Raw genomic sequence first — 15,208 nt, 5'->3', positions numbered from 1 at the left:
GCGCAAGCGCACCTCCGTTCCCCGCAACTATTTGTTTTTTGATCTTTACAGGAATAGATATGACTTTGTTATAGGTTTTAATATAGTGAAGACCGTTCAGCACCAGGCGTTCCGGTTCATGGCGGGAAAAGAATAGAATTAATGCCGGCTTTCCATGAATGCAAGTACAGCGGAATCATACTAATGTTCAAACTGTGAGCAAGTTCCAGTTGATCAACTGTCCCATTTACATTTGCTCAGATTCGATAGGGCAGGCCGCCGACACAATCTGTGCTGTAAGGCATTGTATTTTTTTCCAAAAGAGATTATTTTATAAACAGCTTAGCGATAAGCAAGTTCCTGACACGAAGGGAGATGTGTTTGAATGGCAACTACTTATAAGGTGGTTTGGTCTTAAATCTGAATAGCAGGCATACGCGATAAAAGCGGGAAACCCCCGTATTATTTGGTATGCCATCCAAAGTAACCTTTCGTGAATATTGCTGTTTGCTAGATACGATGAAGGTCGTATCTTTTTGCGTCCTGATGCCGCGCGACAGCAGCTTCTTTAGAGGCTGCTTGTCCGTGGCATTTTTGCGTCCAAAAAACTACAATCGTCTCTACTCAATGTTGATGGAACAGGACGTAATGAAAGTTCAGGCGATCCGGGAGGTCGACAGCCAGGGGCGGCATACAACAACGCACCGTAAGCTGTTTATGCTCCCTCCGGCGCGATGGTCATCGATATGCCGGGTATGCCAAAACAATCGCCATGTGAAGCAAGCAAACGAAGAAAAATGGAGGATGGAAGAAATGAATATTAAACTCGAAACGCTGATCTATGCTTTAAGCCGCCGTTTCAAGACGGATATCATCTCCGCCGACTGCCAAACCATGCTATTACAGGGCGGAACTGTGGGAAATGTGAAACTGGTAACGGGGACAGCTGATACGGCAGATAGCGAAAAATTGCCGTACCGTATCGTGCTGAAAACCCAAAAGAAATGGGAGCGCTACGGCGATCCGGGTTCATGGCGCCGGGAATATGATCTCTATTCGTCTGACTTAGGAGCGACGTTCTCGGATGCCTTGCGCTGGCCGACATGTTATCACGCCGAGATCAATGCCGATGAAAATGAATTTCAGCTGTGGCTGGAATATATCGATGGCGTAACCGGTTTAGAATTGACCGCTGACATGTATGAACAGGCCGCGCTGGAGCTAGGACGCTATCAAGGCAGGCTGTATGCGGAGCAGCCCGCCGTGCTGCAGAGCCTGACCAATCTGAGCCATGCTGAATTCATGAAAAATAATTATCTGCGTTATTGGTCATGGCCAGTCGTCTACGATTATATCCGCTCGGAGGACTGCGAATTCCCGCAACACGTGCGGCAAATGCTCATCGACATCGATGAGCACGCAGACGAGATACTCGCCCGCATCGAAAAATTGCCCCTCGTGTTATGCCACCGGGACTTCTGGGTGACCAACCTGATTTATACCGATGGGAAAATCGCGCTCATCGACTGGGATACCAGCGGATGGGGCTACCTGGGCGAGGATCTCGCAAGCCTGATTGCGGATGAAGCGGATATTGATCACATGGTCGAATACTACCAGCGATGCATTCCCGCGTATTACAAAGGCTTTTCCGAGTATGCGGATGTATCCCCTATCGCCAATCATTGCGTTTATGAGATGATCCTTCTCGTATTCGGGTACAGGCTTGTGGAGCGGTATCTCCGCATAGAGGACGATGACGAGAAGACGAAGTCTGTCCATACGCTCGAAAAAATCTATGAAATGAAGACCAACCCTGTGCGGGGTTGACTCTAAAATAAGAACTCCTAAAACCCTTGAATGTAGTGGGTTTTCGGAGTTTCTTTCATTATTCCCACCAGTCTATAATTTGCATTCTTAGAACAATTTAAAATGAATGAATCAACAACGTGAGCACAACATAACATTTTTTAGTACCTAGAAAAGAATCGCTATGCGACGCTGGGAAAAGGGATCTATCGAAATTGCAAGATATCGAAATTGCAAGATATCGTCATTGAAATGCGGAGAAGATGCGCTGGTTGAATGTCGGCAGCCTGGTTTCATTGAACTATCGTAATCCGCTAGGTCAATCGTCAATTCCATAAATAACTATGTCATTTCGCATAACTGAACTAATTTTAAAGAATAAAGGATCCTCTGACTGCCGTTACAGCCGGAGAATCCCTATTAAAGTAACGTGCCCTTTAGGACGCTGGGTCAACCGCACAACTAAGTTGGAACGTAGGTCAACCTGATCACCTTCTCGCCAATTCGATCGCTTGCCACGAAGCGCAGCGGCGGCCGCGGACCGGCGAAGAACGGCTTGCCGTGACCCAGCACGACTGGATGGAGATAGAGTCGGTACTCATCAACGAGACCGAGCTCCGTTAGACTGTGGGCCAACTCCGGCCCGGCAACTTCAATTTCCCCTTCATACTGAGCCTTCAGCCTACGTATGGCCGCTGCGAGGTCGCCCTCGATCAGAGAAGCGTTCGGACCGACGGACTTTAACGTCCTCGACACCACCCACTTCGGTTTGCTTTGCCACGCCGCTGCGTATTCCTGTTCCGGCGCATCCCATTCAAAGTGGTCCCCGTCCCAAGACCGCATGGTCTCGTACATGCGGCTTCCGTACAGGATGCCCGCTAGGCCGCGCACGTCGTCGATGAAATGACGGAATAGCACGGGGTCGGGCTCAAATGCCATGTGGTCGTGGTCGACGAATCCGTCCAGAGACTGGTTCAAAGCGAAAACGATCTTTGCCATGCGACTGACTCTCCTCTCTTGTTTTCTCGCACATTCATCATCAAAATTACACGTTCCATTATGCAGCCTTATTTATGTCTACATTTTATCATCCAACAGCATGTCCGGTTTCTCATGGATTGCTAATGTGCATAGTCCTGGTCTGACCGAATCCATCTTGTATTTCTGCATGATTTCAAAGCCGCCGCCCACTCCCGATGTTGAGCAAACAGGAATACCCGCCATGTTGATAGTGTCTATGTCGCGGTAGATTGTGCGGGGTGAAACTTCAAACATATCGGCTAACTCCTGTGCGCCTATACGCTTTTTATCAAGGAGTATCATAATAATGCTAACAAGCCTGTCAACTTTCATCTGATAGCCGCCTACCAAAATTTCTTGTTATCATTATTGATTGTTGCCATACTGTCGTCAACAATTACAAGGTATGTTCAAAAAGCAAACAAATCAATCTACCTATCAGGAGGAAACACTAGGCAGAAAATAGCCTTAGTAATAATCGATATTCAAAATGACATAACAAAGAATTACAAGGATGTTATTGGCAATATCAATAAAGCTATTGATTGGACAGTCAAGAATAATATTCATGTTATTTATTTAAGGCATGAAAATTTATCAGCCGGCACGAGGACTCTTAAACCCAATACATATGGGTCTGAATTAGCTTCAGACTTGAAAATAGTATCAAAAAATGTTTTTACAAAATACAAAGGAAATGCATTAAGTTGTGAAGAATTTACAGAATTTATTAGTAAAAATGAAATATGTGATTTCTACATCGCAGGAGCAGATGCTGTTGCTTGTGTTAAATCAACCTGTTACAACTTGCGCAAAGCAAATTATGGCGTTAATGTCCTATCAGATTGCGTTACCAGTTATGATAAAAGGAAAATTGACGAAATGCTTCGTTATTATGAAAGTAAAGGTAGTAAAATTAATTGTTTGAATAACCTATTAATTTGAGCTCTTTCCATACACATAGCGCGGCGGGCGTTTTTTCGCCCGCCGCTGAATTTTCGGTCTCTCATTCTTATTTGTAATGGATGTCCCAACCACTTTTATTTACCACTAGCTCCATTTTCCGCTTTACCACTACTTGTGATACGGTTCTCCGTATCACTCTAACGGCGAAATTACAGGTACCAAAAATAGAAGGTACCCGAATAAATCCGGTTAAATATGAAACTACATAATTGTCCCATGTTAGTATCAGTTCATGCAAACCAACGAACTCCTTCAATACTCTCTCCAAGGCTTGTTTTTTTGAATAACTACTGTATCTATATCATGCTCCCCAATTTCACTTACATGCCTAAAGATTAATTCTTGCTTTAATATTCTATATTCAGTCAATGGCTTAATTCTCCGATTTTTTTCGTCAAGGACAGCAGGCATCAAAAAATATTTTTTATGTTTTTGAAACCGTGTTTTAAATATATTAAGCATTTTAAAATTATCTGTAGGATTAGCTCGCTGCATTCTTGAAATTGACATCAGTAAGCTTTCTTCAAATTCAAATCCTTGTTCTTCCATTCTCTTAGCAGCTCTATCAATATTGGAGCTAATATGTATTGTGTAGCCTGTATCTTCACCAGGAATATCTCCTTCAATAATTGCTACCCTTAGTTCGTCAAACTTATCTTCCTTACCATAAATTGATATCCAATCTTTGAATATTTTCTTTGCGTAGTATTCTTTTGAGTACGGCAGCAATAAACATGGAGGTTCCTCATCATCCACGTCCATCAGAAATGCTGCCCCCCTCCAGATAGCTTTATCCCATGATTCTAAATCAATTGGCGTAGTAATGAATAATGATTTTCTTTCTTTTGCTGGCAAAGGTCTCAATTTACCCAGCTGAGGTTTCTCATTTTTACTTATCCCTCTTAACCGCCAATACAAACTATCATATCTTTCAGACTTTGAGACATCGTAATAGGAAACTCCTTGAAGAGGCATTGGAATAAATGCGGTATCTGTTGACTGAAATACAACCGGAATAAATCTCTCATTTAATGTATCATCATTATATAAATGTTGGTAAATTATATTACTTTCCCATTTAACGCCTCTACCTACTCCTTTTTCAGCTTTCCCCGATAGCCTATTTAGGTACTCTTGGTTACAGATTAATATTATATAATCTGATTCATTAATTGAATTCTCCATCCATCTTGGCCACCCTTCCTTAGGGGATTCTTCATACTGGTCCAAGATAGTATCTATGCCTTCACTCCTGAGTTTATTTGAAAACTTAAGCACCTCATCTGAAAATTCGATACTTTTTTGGCAATAACTTAAAAATATCTTAGGATTATGTTCAGCCACGTCAAACCCTCCATCTATGGAATTTCACACATGGCACTCATAGTCCAGTGCCCTACTGGTAATAATTAAAATTGCTATCAGTCTCTAAATTAATCTCTGCAAACAAACAATCAAATTCGGTTATCTTATTCTGGAGATGTTATAGTTTTCTGTATTTTTACTTTTATCATATGCATTGTTGATATACTTTTCTGGATCAACAAGAAAATCATCTTCATTAATTAAAGAAATATATGATCCTGTTAAAAAATCAACATTCTTGCATACATTACATGTATATGCCTTAGGTTCTTGATTGAACCTATTATTTGTAATAATTTCATATAGGTACTCGGTGTTTGTTAGAATTGCCGTATGTCCATCTGAGTTAGTAGTGGTAGGCCTTAACCAAGAATAATCACCATTACACTTCATTACTACTCCCAATACCCCGTTCGTACCAGATGTTCTATCGCCTCGTTTTATTTGTTTAAGTGAATATTCGATTTCCCAATCAATCCACTCGCTTTTTTTCATATTTGGGGAAATAGCTATTATGGTAACAGATGTAGAATAAATCATGTCTTTTAACTTTTCCTTAATATAATTTGTGGTATTGTCTGACATGTCAGGAGATTCACTAGTTTCACCTTGGTAGTATCTCGCATCATCACCTAAGGTTTCCAAAATTCGATCTCTAATATCTTTTGCTTCAGAATATTTATAAGAAATAAAAGTTTTACGCGCCAATGTACATTCCCCCTAATATGCTTGTCATTAAATCCATATTAATACCATTTTGTTTATATGTGCATTTTATCTAACAGTTTGTTTGCGAGTGCTGGAAAATCTAAACTAACCATTAATTCATGATTTATTTCTATAGAGAAATCATTCAACTGTGTTTTCCATCCTGTACTATCAAGCTCAGCTGCAATTTCTGAGGTACGACCGCCAGCGGCCCCGATTAAAAATATCGGCAAATTACGCTTCATTGCAAGCTCGATTTCCTCGTCTACACCCGGTGGAAGATACGGCCGATTGGTCTTTCCACCAATAACAACCATGCATGCGGCCTCTGGATCCATTATCATAGCTTCTCTCATGGCAGTCAGACTTTTCTCCCGCTCGTTGAACACAGCGTCAACCGGCGAGATGGTTGCATTTTTTCTGCCTTCTTCAACGTTGCCTTCAGTCACAAAGTATCTCGAAACATACATGTGAACTGCTGCTTGAAAATCATTAGGTCGTTTTTCTTTAGCCATATCGAAAATCAAGTGCTGAAAGGTTGGGTGGGCACCAAAGATAACTTGGCCATTTCGACTAAGCACTGCTTGAGTAAAAGCTCTTACTGCATCTGTTATATACTGTTGATGCTCTGGTTCGCAGTCAGGAAAAGCACCTGAAATAATTACCCCTCTCTTGCAATCCTTTTTTAAAGTACCTGGAAAACTAAGGTAGCTTTCCAGACTATTAATATACTCGTCACAAGAATCAATTTTATGAGGTTCATTTATGAGATCCTGATTGTTGTAAGAAGCTATTGGTGCAAGCATAAGGGCCGCATCATAGACATGGCCTAGAAGAGGATGCGGCTGATAACCAGTACTTTGTACCTTCTCCATAAACTGATCTTGATCTCGCACTTGCGGTATCCAACCGTAGAAGCCAACTACATGGGTCATCGGCCTTTGAAAATATCGATAGCCACGTCGCGGAATATCTATTTGATACGTAAGGAGTTGGTTGTCAAGCTCAGTAAGTTTAATTGAACTATTTCTGGACAAAGTACGGAGTCGCTTAATGTGTCCTAAGATGGTTTTTGCATGTTCCCTAGAAATCTCGAAAGCTTTATGTATAATGGCATCAACTATGCTTGAGTCGGCCATAGTATCGGTCGGATCAAGTTGGGGTAGGTTGAAATGTGGTTGACCTGTAGGTCTAAGTGAATATTTAGTTGACCTTCCCTCATTTGGACCAATACGTACCCAGATGATTGGAAGACCAGCGGACATGGCCATAGTTAATTCCTTTGCGATCCATTCTGACTCACCACTCTTAGGCGTGTCCAAAAAGATGACAGCATCACTCTGCCGCAAGTTCTGCTCTATTATATTTTGAGCATCTTGACCTACTAATACCTTATTTAAATCTCGGAATGCTTTTTGTGCTCTAACAGCGAATGCGTCGTGAAATGCGCCAGCAATGAGTTCTCCATCAAAGCGCCTATGACTTAGGAATAGATACATATTATTTTTACTTAGTGTCGGTTGTAATTCCGCAATCACGTTTCGTGCGAAAACAACAGCTACTGTCTCAATCAGTGATTCAGATAAAGAGCGTTGTCTTAAGTGTTCAAATACATCAAAGCTTTGCGCCTGTCTAACACAGTCAGGCGGTATCCGTTCATCTTTGGTAATTGCGACAGGAAGTATTTTGCAATGGTCCGTAACAGCATCCTTTAGAAAATCAATAATAAAGTCCGGATACCTTCCGTCGGATCGGTTAAAAAAAATAATCGCATCACTTCGTGTAAGGCGTATACTTTGAATAACAGTCTCAGTTGACAACACTTGAATCGATATATGTAGTGACAACTCCTCCAAACAAGTCTTATAAAATCTTTCTGAAAGTTCTTTTACACCCAGTGTTAGCTCCGGAAGGATAATAAAAGCTGTCACATAACCACTCCTTTTAGCTCCTAAATGTTTATCATGTTATTGTTTATGTAGATGAAAGTAGAAATCATAGTCAAACAATTGATAGAAGTTAAATCCTTCATTAGGTTCATGTCCCTTTGGTTTAATATTAACATATTTATCCACTCAAAATTGCTTCTCTTTCACTTTCTCAACAAAATCTCCTGTCAGTCGACCTTGAACAATTTAAGTTGCTCCTCAAAAGTAGGGGAGGTAACTTCCCAAGTCCCGCAAGCGGTTAATCCAAATTATTTCGCCTCACTTGTGATACGGTTCACCGCGGTTAATATGGAACTAATCTGCCCGTTAATGGAACAGCCTGCCGTTGATTATCGGCAGGCTGTTGTCGTTCAGCACCTAGAAAAGAATCACAGGATAATTAAAAAAACCCCATGGTGCATTGCACCATGGGGTTTTTAATCAAATTCTTGTTAGTTAAACGACTTTATTGTCAAAGAAAATCCGTTTTAAAACCACTCGCCTTCCTTACTCCACCGTCACGCTCTTCGCCAAGTTCCTTGGCTTATCCACGTCGTTGCCCAGGGCCAGCGAAGCGTGGTAGCTCAGCAGCTGAAGAGGAACGACCGACAGCGCAGGCGTCAGCAGCGGAAGCGTGCGAGGAATCGAGAACACCTCATCGACCGACTTCATGACTTCTTCCTCGTAGCCTGCGTTGGCTATGCCCAGAACATGCGCGCCGCGAGCTTTGACTTCCTTGATGTTGCTCAGCGTCTTCTCGTACAGCTCTTCCTGCGTCACCAGAGCGATGACCGGAATGCCTTCCTCGATCAGCGCCAGCGTGCCGTGCTTCAGTTCGCCGGCCGGGTAAGCCTCGGAGTGGATGTAGCTGATTTCCTTCAGCTTCAGAGATCCCTCTTGGGCTACGGCGAAGTCGAGGCCGCGTCCGATGAAGAACAGGTTGGCATGTTTCGACACGGATTCGGCGACAGTCTTGAAGATGTTCGCCTGCTCCAGAATCTGCTCGACTTGCTCCGGCAGCTTCTGCATGGCGGCAATGATCTCCGCTGCTTGCTCCGCCTCGACGGTGCCGCGCTCTTGCCCCAGGTACAAGCCAAGCAGGTAGAAGGCGATCAGCTGCGAGGAGTACGCTTTGGTCGAAGCGACCGCGATCTCAGGTCCCGCCCAGGTCGTGATGACATCGTCCGCGTCGCGGGCGATCGAGCTGCCGACTACGTTCGTGATCGTAAGCACGCGCGCGCCGTTGCGCTTCGCTTCACGAAGAGCGGCCAGCGTATCGGCCGTCTCGCCGGATTGGCTCACGACGATGACGAGCGTGTCAGGCGTGATGATCGGCGAACGATAACGGTATTCAGAAGCGACATCGGTTTCCACCGGAATGCGAGCCAGGCTCTCGATGACGGTTTTGCCGACGAGACCGGCGTGGTAAGCCGTTCCGCAAGCGACGATATGCACGCGGGAGATGCCGCGGATCTGCTCCGTCGTCATGCTGATTTCCTTCTTGAGATCGACCGACTTGCCGTCTTCGCTGATGCGGCTCATCATCGTGTCGCGGTAAGCCTTCGGCTGCTCATGGATTTCCTTGAGCATGAAGTGGTCGAAACCGGCTTTTTCCGCGGTAACAAGATCCCAGTCGACATGGAATATTTCCTTGGAAATAATGTCGCCCGAAGTCGTCATCAGTTCGACACCGGAGCGCGTCAGAACCGCCATTTCGCCATCATTCAGAATGTACACGTTGCGCGTATATTCCAGAATGGCCGGAATATCGGAGCCGATAAAGTTCTCGTTCTCGCCGACGCCGATGACGAGCGGGCTCGCGAAACGCACTGCGACCAGCTTCTCCGGCTCGTATTCGGTCAGAACGCCGAGGGCGTAAGCGCCTCTCATGCGTTTCACGGCACGTTGCACCGCCGTGACGATATCGCCGTCGTACTCGTCGGCGATCAGATGGGAGATGACCTCGGTGTCGGTTTCCGACACGAAGGTATGACCTTTCGCGCCGAGCTCTTCCTTGAGATCCATATAGTTTTCGACAATGCCGTTGTGAACGACCGAGAACTTCGAGGAGTTGTCGGTATGCGGATGGGAGTTCACATCGGATGGCTTGCCGTGCGTCGCCCAACGCGTATGTCCGATGCCGACGGAGCCTTGAATCGGCTCGCTGACGAGCTTTTCCTCCAGGTTCGCAAGGCGTCCCTTGGATTTGCGGATTTCCAGACCACTGTCCGTGAATACGGCGATGCCTGCGGAGTCATACCCACGGTATTCCAATTTCTTGAGTCCTTCGATCAGAACTTCCTTCGAGTCACGATTGCCGATATAACCAACGATTCCACACATAGTGAAATAAACCTCCGTATGCGGCGCCGGCCGCCCGGTTGGATGCCATATGGACGCAGGCTTCTCCTGCGCCGATTCCGTTTTTGTCGAATCAGTGGTGGCGAGGCAGTCCCATAGGACGCCGATGACCTTAAGCAGCAGAGAACAGAACCCTGGATGTCGCCATCCTTGGCCTAGTATCCGCAGCAGCCCGATCCATCATGCGCTCGGCGCATGTTATTGACGGGCATCGCAAACCTTCAGGGCGGCAGACCCGTCCTGTAATAGTATGTTGCTTCTAAAAAATCTATAAGGTCCAAAAGCAAACCGGCTAAGCTGCCGGCAATGCCCTCTACGTTCCATTCCAGCATGGTGCCGTTCGTTTGTAAGACCGGTTGCCCGCGTCCTTTTGCGATAACGGCTGTCGATGTCATGCCCACCGGAAGGTCCCCGCCGAATGTTTCGAACACCTTCACCTCGTCAGCTTGCTCCGGGAATGCCTCAGGAATCCAAAGGTCGCCGCTCCTCGCGAAGCCGCCCGGTCCCGCCGCTTTCTCGCCTGGATCTTCTATCCGGCGTCAACGACTGTGGATCGTGCCCGAATTGACCGGGCTATCCTATGCTCCCGCTCCGTGGCCGGGAGTCCTGCCGAAAATCGGCTTCCTTTTTTGCAAGCTCTGGCGCTTATATTGCCTGATCCAACCTCGATCCTCGCTTTCCTTCCGGAATCAAAACCAATACCCTATATCATATTCAATGCAGGCTTGAAATGCAACTGAATGGCGGACAAACCTTGCAGATAGAAGACATTAACCCGGGAAGCACCCGGGTTAACCGTCATCTGCTATTTTTTGAAAAGGCGGCCGTTATTAGCCGAGCTCGGCTTTTACAACGGCAACGATCTGGTCGACGTAAGCCGCAACCTGATCCTTGTCCGGGCCTTCCGCCATGACGCGGATCAGAGACTCCGTCCCCGAAGGACGCACGAGTACACGCCCGTTGTCGCCCATCTCGCCTTCCACCTGCGCTACGGCAGCAAGAATCGCCTGATTGTCGTTGTACATCGACTTGTCGGCCACCCGCACGTTGATGAGCACCTGCGGGTATTTGCGCATCAAGCTGCGCAGTCCGCTCAGCTTGCCGCCCGACTTCACCAGCGCATCTGTCAGCTGCAGAGCGGTCAGGATGCCGTCTCCGGTCGTATTATAGTCCAGGAAAATGACATGGCCGGACTGCTCGCCGCCCAGATTGAAGCCGCCGCGGCGCATCTCTTCCATGACGTAGCGATCGCCTACAGCCGTCTTGGCTGTGTTCAGGCCGAGGGATTCCGCCGCCTTGAAGAAGCCGATGTTGCTCATGACTGTCGTCACGACCGTGTCGTTCATGAGCTTGCCTTCGCGCTTCATGGCATCCCCCAGTATGCAGAGGATGAAGTCGCCGTCGACTTCCTCGCCGTTCTCGTCGATGGCGATCAAGCGGTCGGCGTCGCCGTCGAAGCTTAGGCCGAGATCCGCTCCGTGACGCAGCACTTCCTCGCGCAGGTATTCCGGATGGGTGGAGCCTACACCTTCATTGATGTTGCGGCCGTCCGGCTCCGCTCCCACCGTGATGATCTCCGCCCCCAGCTCGCGGAACACCGCAGGGGCGAGCTCGTAAGCCGCTCCGTTGGCGCAGTCGAGGACAACTTTAAGCCCCTCGAAGCGGGAAGAGACGGTCGTCTTGAGGAAGTCGATGTACAGACGCTTCGCGTTCCCGTCATAACTCGCCGTGCCGATATCTCCGCCAGTAGGACGCGGCAGCTCGTCCGTCTCGGCATCCATCAGGCGCTCGATCTCGTTTTCGGTCTCGTCCGACAGCTTGAAGCCGTCGCCGCCGAAAAACTTGATGCCATTGTCCTGCACCGGGTTATGCGAAGCCGAGATCATGACGCCGGCATCGGCCTTCAGCATCCGGGTGAGGTATGCGACAGCCGGAGTCGATACGACGCCAAGTCTTACAACGCTTGCTCCGATGGAGAGAAGGCCGGCGATGAGCGCCGACTCCAGCATCGGGCCGGAAATGCGGGTGTCGAGGCCGATGACGACGGTCGGCTTATGTGCTCCAGCTGTTAGTACGTAGCCGCCGCAGCGGCCGATTTTATATGCAAGCTCCGGCGTGAGTTCGCTGTTCGCTACCCCGCGAACCCCGTCGGTTCCGAAATATTTGCCCATAGTGAATGAAAAGCCCCTTTTTTGTAAGCTCCCTTTTAGCAAGCTTGTATGATAGAAATGATTGAGGAGAAGAATGGTATTCATTATAAAGGGTTTATCCCATTAAAACTATCGCAACCTTATGCCATGGAAAATAGCCCCGGAATTCATCATACGCAGACCGAGCCCAGTCGGGTTCCGAAATGCATGGCTGGAAAAACCCGGAAACCCAAGAAGGCTTGGATCAAGGCTGCTTCCCCGCTCCGGCCGCTGGCGCTATGCCAGCATTGCTCATGCAAGCGGGTATGTATGTTAGTTACGGCACATTTGCTGCTGGTACGTTAGTTACGGCACGTATTGCTGCTGCACGTTGGTTGCGGTCGGTCAGCTTCTGCACGCAGCTTCTATACGTTAGTTGATGAACATTTGTTGCTTTAAGTAGTTGCTATAGATTTGTTGCTTTACGCAGTTGCTATAGATTTGTTGCTTTACATTTGTTGCTGTACTTTGTTGCTATACACTTGTTGCTATTCATTTGTTGCATTATATTCCATGCTGTGCGTTACTCGCTTCCGTTGGTCGCTTCACCCGCGTCTGCCGCTTAGCAGCGAGCAAGCAAGCATCACTAGCACTTCACGGGGAGTTGCTCCCTCCGCCGTCGGATGCATTGCCCTCCCCGGCAGCACCGTCTCCTGCCGGATCGTTCCCCTTGCCGCCATCATTGCCGGGCGAAGGGCTTGGCGAAGGGCTGGGCGAAGGAGACGGACTACTCTCGGGCAATCCCGAGGCAGGCTCGCTGGCAACAAGCTTGACGGTCACAAGCGGCGGCTCGCCGACAGCTTGGACGCCGTTCGGCAGCGTCAACGCAAGGCGCACCTCATGGGCGCCTTCCGCGAGATTCGCCAGGCTGGCGACAGCGCGGATATCCGCAGCGGTCAGCCTGTCCAGTTCCTCCGGAGAGCCGCTTACCTGGATATCCACGGTTCCATCCCGGGGCGCTTCCAGCGCTGCATCCAGTCCCCTCGGCGTATTCTCGAATGTGACGGGTACCTGGAGAGTCTTCGTCCCCGAAGAAGACAATGTAACGGTTACGGTGACTTTGGACGGCTCGACCGCCTTCAGTCCTTCGGGCGGCAGCAGCTCCAGCTCGACATCGCCAGAGCTGCGGATCTGGCTGAGGTCCACATCAGCCGCCAGCTGGTTGACTTCCTCGAGAAGCCCTCTCGGGCCGTACAGCTTGACCGTGCTCGACTTGGACTGGATTCCCTCCAGCGTAAGGCCGCCGGGCAGGCTGCCCTTATAACCGATCTGCAGAGGGACTTCCTTGCTTGGCATCGTCAGCGGAACCTCTACATCCAGAGTGCCGGGGTTCAGCGCCGCTCCTTTGATTTCGTTGCCCGATTTGTCGAACACGGAGATTTTGGCTTTCTTCTCATGCACGGGCGCATCTTCTCCATCTACATTGACGAAAACCTTGACGGAGCCGACGCGGGCAAGATCCTGAGCCGGCAGCGTGACCTCCACCGTGCTTCCCGGCTTGATGACAGGCGTTCCAAGCTCGTACCCTTCCGCTGGCTTGCCTTGCGTGACGACGCCAGCCTCGAACGTCCCCTTTTCCAGGCGGTCGATGACGACCTCCACCTGGCTCGGCGACAGCGTCACGAGCTCGATTCCCCTTGGCAGCTTGCCTACTGTCAGCGGAATAGTATATGTGCCCGGTCCCTTGCCTTCCAGGTTGACGCTGATGGAGTAATCGTCATTCGTCGTAAAGGCAAGCGCGGACCGGCTGCCCTTGACCATCATCTTGGCTACGCTCGGCTCCAGCAGCTTGAGTGAATAAGCCGATTCATCCAGTCCGGTCGTCTGGATTTTCACGACATCGACGCTTTGGGTCTCGGTTGTCGAGGCGACTGTATTGGGCGTCGATTCCGGATCGAAATGCACCACTGCCCAGAGCAGGATGCCGATGACGACCGAAAGGATCTTGATGGCCGTTGGATGGCTGAGCCATTTATCCATTGGCATCGCCTTCTTTCTTTTTGCGCAGGCTGAATCTGGACCTCTGCTTCGCTTTCATGGAGCTTTGCAGCGTCAACTCCTCGAACAGCTTGGAGATGAGAGACTCTTCCTTGATGTCCCGCACGATGATGCCGCCAACGGCAAGAGTAACCTGTCCCGTCTCTTCGGAGACGACGACGCATATCGCATCGGTCACTTCGCTGACGCCGATCGCGGCGCGGTGGCGGGTTCCGAGCTCCTTGCTGATGAAGGGATTCTCGGAGAGAGGCAAATAGCAGGCGGCCGCCGTGATTTGCGGCCCCCGGATGATGACCGCTCCGTCATGGAGCGGCGTGTTCGGAGTGAAGATATTGATGAGCAGCTCCGAGCTGATGCGCGATTCCATCTTGATGCCGGATTCGATCAGCTCCGTAAGGCCGGTCATGCGCTCGAATACGATGAGCGCTCCGATCCGACGCTTGGACATGAACTGTATCGCCTTGATCAGCTCGGTAATCCGCTCGTTGAGCTGATCCCGATCCGCCGACGAAGTCCGTGCGAACAGCTTGCCCCTCCCGAGCTGCTCCAGCGCCCGGCGCAGCTCCGGCTGGAAGATGACGAGCACCGTCACGACCCCGAAGGTGAACATTTGGTTCATGAGCCACTTCAAGGTGTACAGATCCAGCCAGGTGCTGATGGCCCAAGTCCCCACAAGCATGAAGATCCCTTTGATCAGCTGCACGGCCCGAGTGCCCCGTACCAGCAGAATTAGCTTGTATATGATATAACTGACGATGCCGATGTCGATCACGTTGCGGATCCAGCCCTGCCAAGTCATTTCCGTGAAAAATCCCATGTTCGATACCCCCGCCCGCTGCCTGCCGGATGTCTTTTTTTCTGTTGTCCGCAAGCTGACCCTGAGTG

The 15,208-nt window shown here is 48.8% G+C and carries 11 protein-coding genes and 1 pseudogene; 2 read left to right on the top strand and 10 right to left on the bottom strand.

Features of this window, described 5'->3' with window-relative positions; translation table 11 throughout:
- Positions 1-792: 792 nt before the first annotated feature.
- On the top strand, positions 793-1,809 hold the full coding sequence (locus ACLBWT_RS06790) for a phosphotransferase (protein ID WP_447662730.1): 1,017 nt from the start codon (positions 793-795) through the stop codon (positions 1,807-1,809).
- A gap of 441 nt (positions 1,810-2,250) precedes the next feature.
- Here the strand turns inward: ACLBWT_RS06790 and ACLBWT_RS06785 are convergent, their stop codons facing one another.
- Positions 2,251-2,787: a dihydrofolate reductase family protein gene (locus tag ACLBWT_RS06785; protein WP_447662286.1), complete on the bottom strand. Its 537-nt coding sequence runs from the start codon at positions 2,785-2,787 to the stop codon at positions 2,251-2,253.
- 150 nt (positions 2,788-2,937) lie between these two features.
- Positions 2,938-3,141: pseudogene (locus ACLBWT_RS06780) on the bottom strand (helix-turn-helix transcriptional regulator); the annotation flags it as partial.
- 24 nt (positions 3,142-3,165) lie between these two features.
- On the opposite strand from ACLBWT_RS06780, the gene ACLBWT_RS06775 reads away from it, so the two are divergent.
- Entirely contained in the window at positions 3,166-3,753 is a 588-nt protein-coding gene (locus tag ACLBWT_RS06775; RefSeq protein ID WP_447662285.1) for a cysteine hydrolase family protein, read from the top strand.
- Between the two features lie 273 nt (positions 3,754-4,026).
- On the opposite strand, the gene ACLBWT_RS06770 is transcribed toward ACLBWT_RS06775, so the two are convergent.
- From ACLBWT_RS06770 to cdaA, 8 genes are all read right to left on the bottom strand, one after another.
- Positions 4,027-5,118 carry a toll/interleukin-1 receptor domain-containing protein gene (locus ACLBWT_RS06770; RefSeq protein WP_447662284.1) on the bottom strand — a complete coding sequence of 364 codons (1,092 nt, stop codon included), beginning with the start codon at positions 5,116-5,118 and terminating at the stop codon, positions 4,027-4,029.
- A gap of 120 nt (positions 5,119-5,238) precedes the next feature.
- A complete protein-coding gene (locus ACLBWT_RS06765; RefSeq protein ID WP_447662283.1) occupies positions 5,239-5,847 on the bottom strand; it encodes a TIR domain-containing protein in 609 nt (202 codons plus the stop codon).
- Between the two features lie 53 nt (positions 5,848-5,900).
- A complete protein-coding gene (locus tag ACLBWT_RS06760; RefSeq protein ID WP_447662282.1) occupies positions 5,901-7,778 on the bottom strand; it encodes an SLOG domain-containing protein in 1,878 nt (625 codons plus the stop codon).
- 504 nt (positions 7,779-8,282) lie between these two features.
- A complete protein-coding gene (gene glmS / locus ACLBWT_RS06755) occupies positions 8,283-10,118 on the bottom strand; it encodes a glutamine--fructose-6-phosphate transaminase (isomerizing) (RefSeq protein ID WP_447662281.1) in 1,836 nt (611 codons plus the stop codon).
- Positions 10,119-10,357: 239 nt separating this feature from the next.
- Complete coding sequence (locus ACLBWT_RS06750; protein WP_447662280.1) at positions 10,358-10,573, bottom strand: hypothetical protein; 216 nt, start codon at positions 10,571-10,573, stop codon at positions 10,358-10,360.
- A gap of 393 nt (positions 10,574-10,966) precedes the next feature.
- Positions 10,967-12,307, bottom strand: a complete 1,341-nt coding sequence (gene glmM / locus ACLBWT_RS06745) for a phosphoglucosamine mutase (protein WP_447662279.1) — start codon at positions 12,305-12,307, stop codon at positions 10,967-10,969.
- A 612-nt stretch (positions 12,308-12,919) separates the two neighbouring features.
- Positions 12,920-14,305 carry a CdaR family protein gene (locus ACLBWT_RS06740; RefSeq protein ID WP_447662278.1) on the bottom strand — a complete coding sequence of 462 codons (1,386 nt, stop codon included), beginning with the start codon at positions 14,303-14,305 and terminating at the stop codon, positions 12,920-12,922.
- Positions 14,298-15,140, bottom strand: a complete 843-nt coding sequence (gene cdaA / locus ACLBWT_RS06735; protein ID WP_447662277.1) for a diadenylate cyclase CdaA — start codon at positions 15,138-15,140, stop codon at positions 14,298-14,300. Before cdaA ends, ACLBWT_RS06740 begins: the two co-directional genes overlap by 8 nt.
- Positions 15,141-15,208: the final 68 nt, after the last annotated feature.

The organism is Paenibacillus sp. D51F (assembly GCF_053345695.1).
Note: the sequence above shows the minus strand (reverse complement) of the source record. Positions and strands in the feature narration are given on the sequence as shown.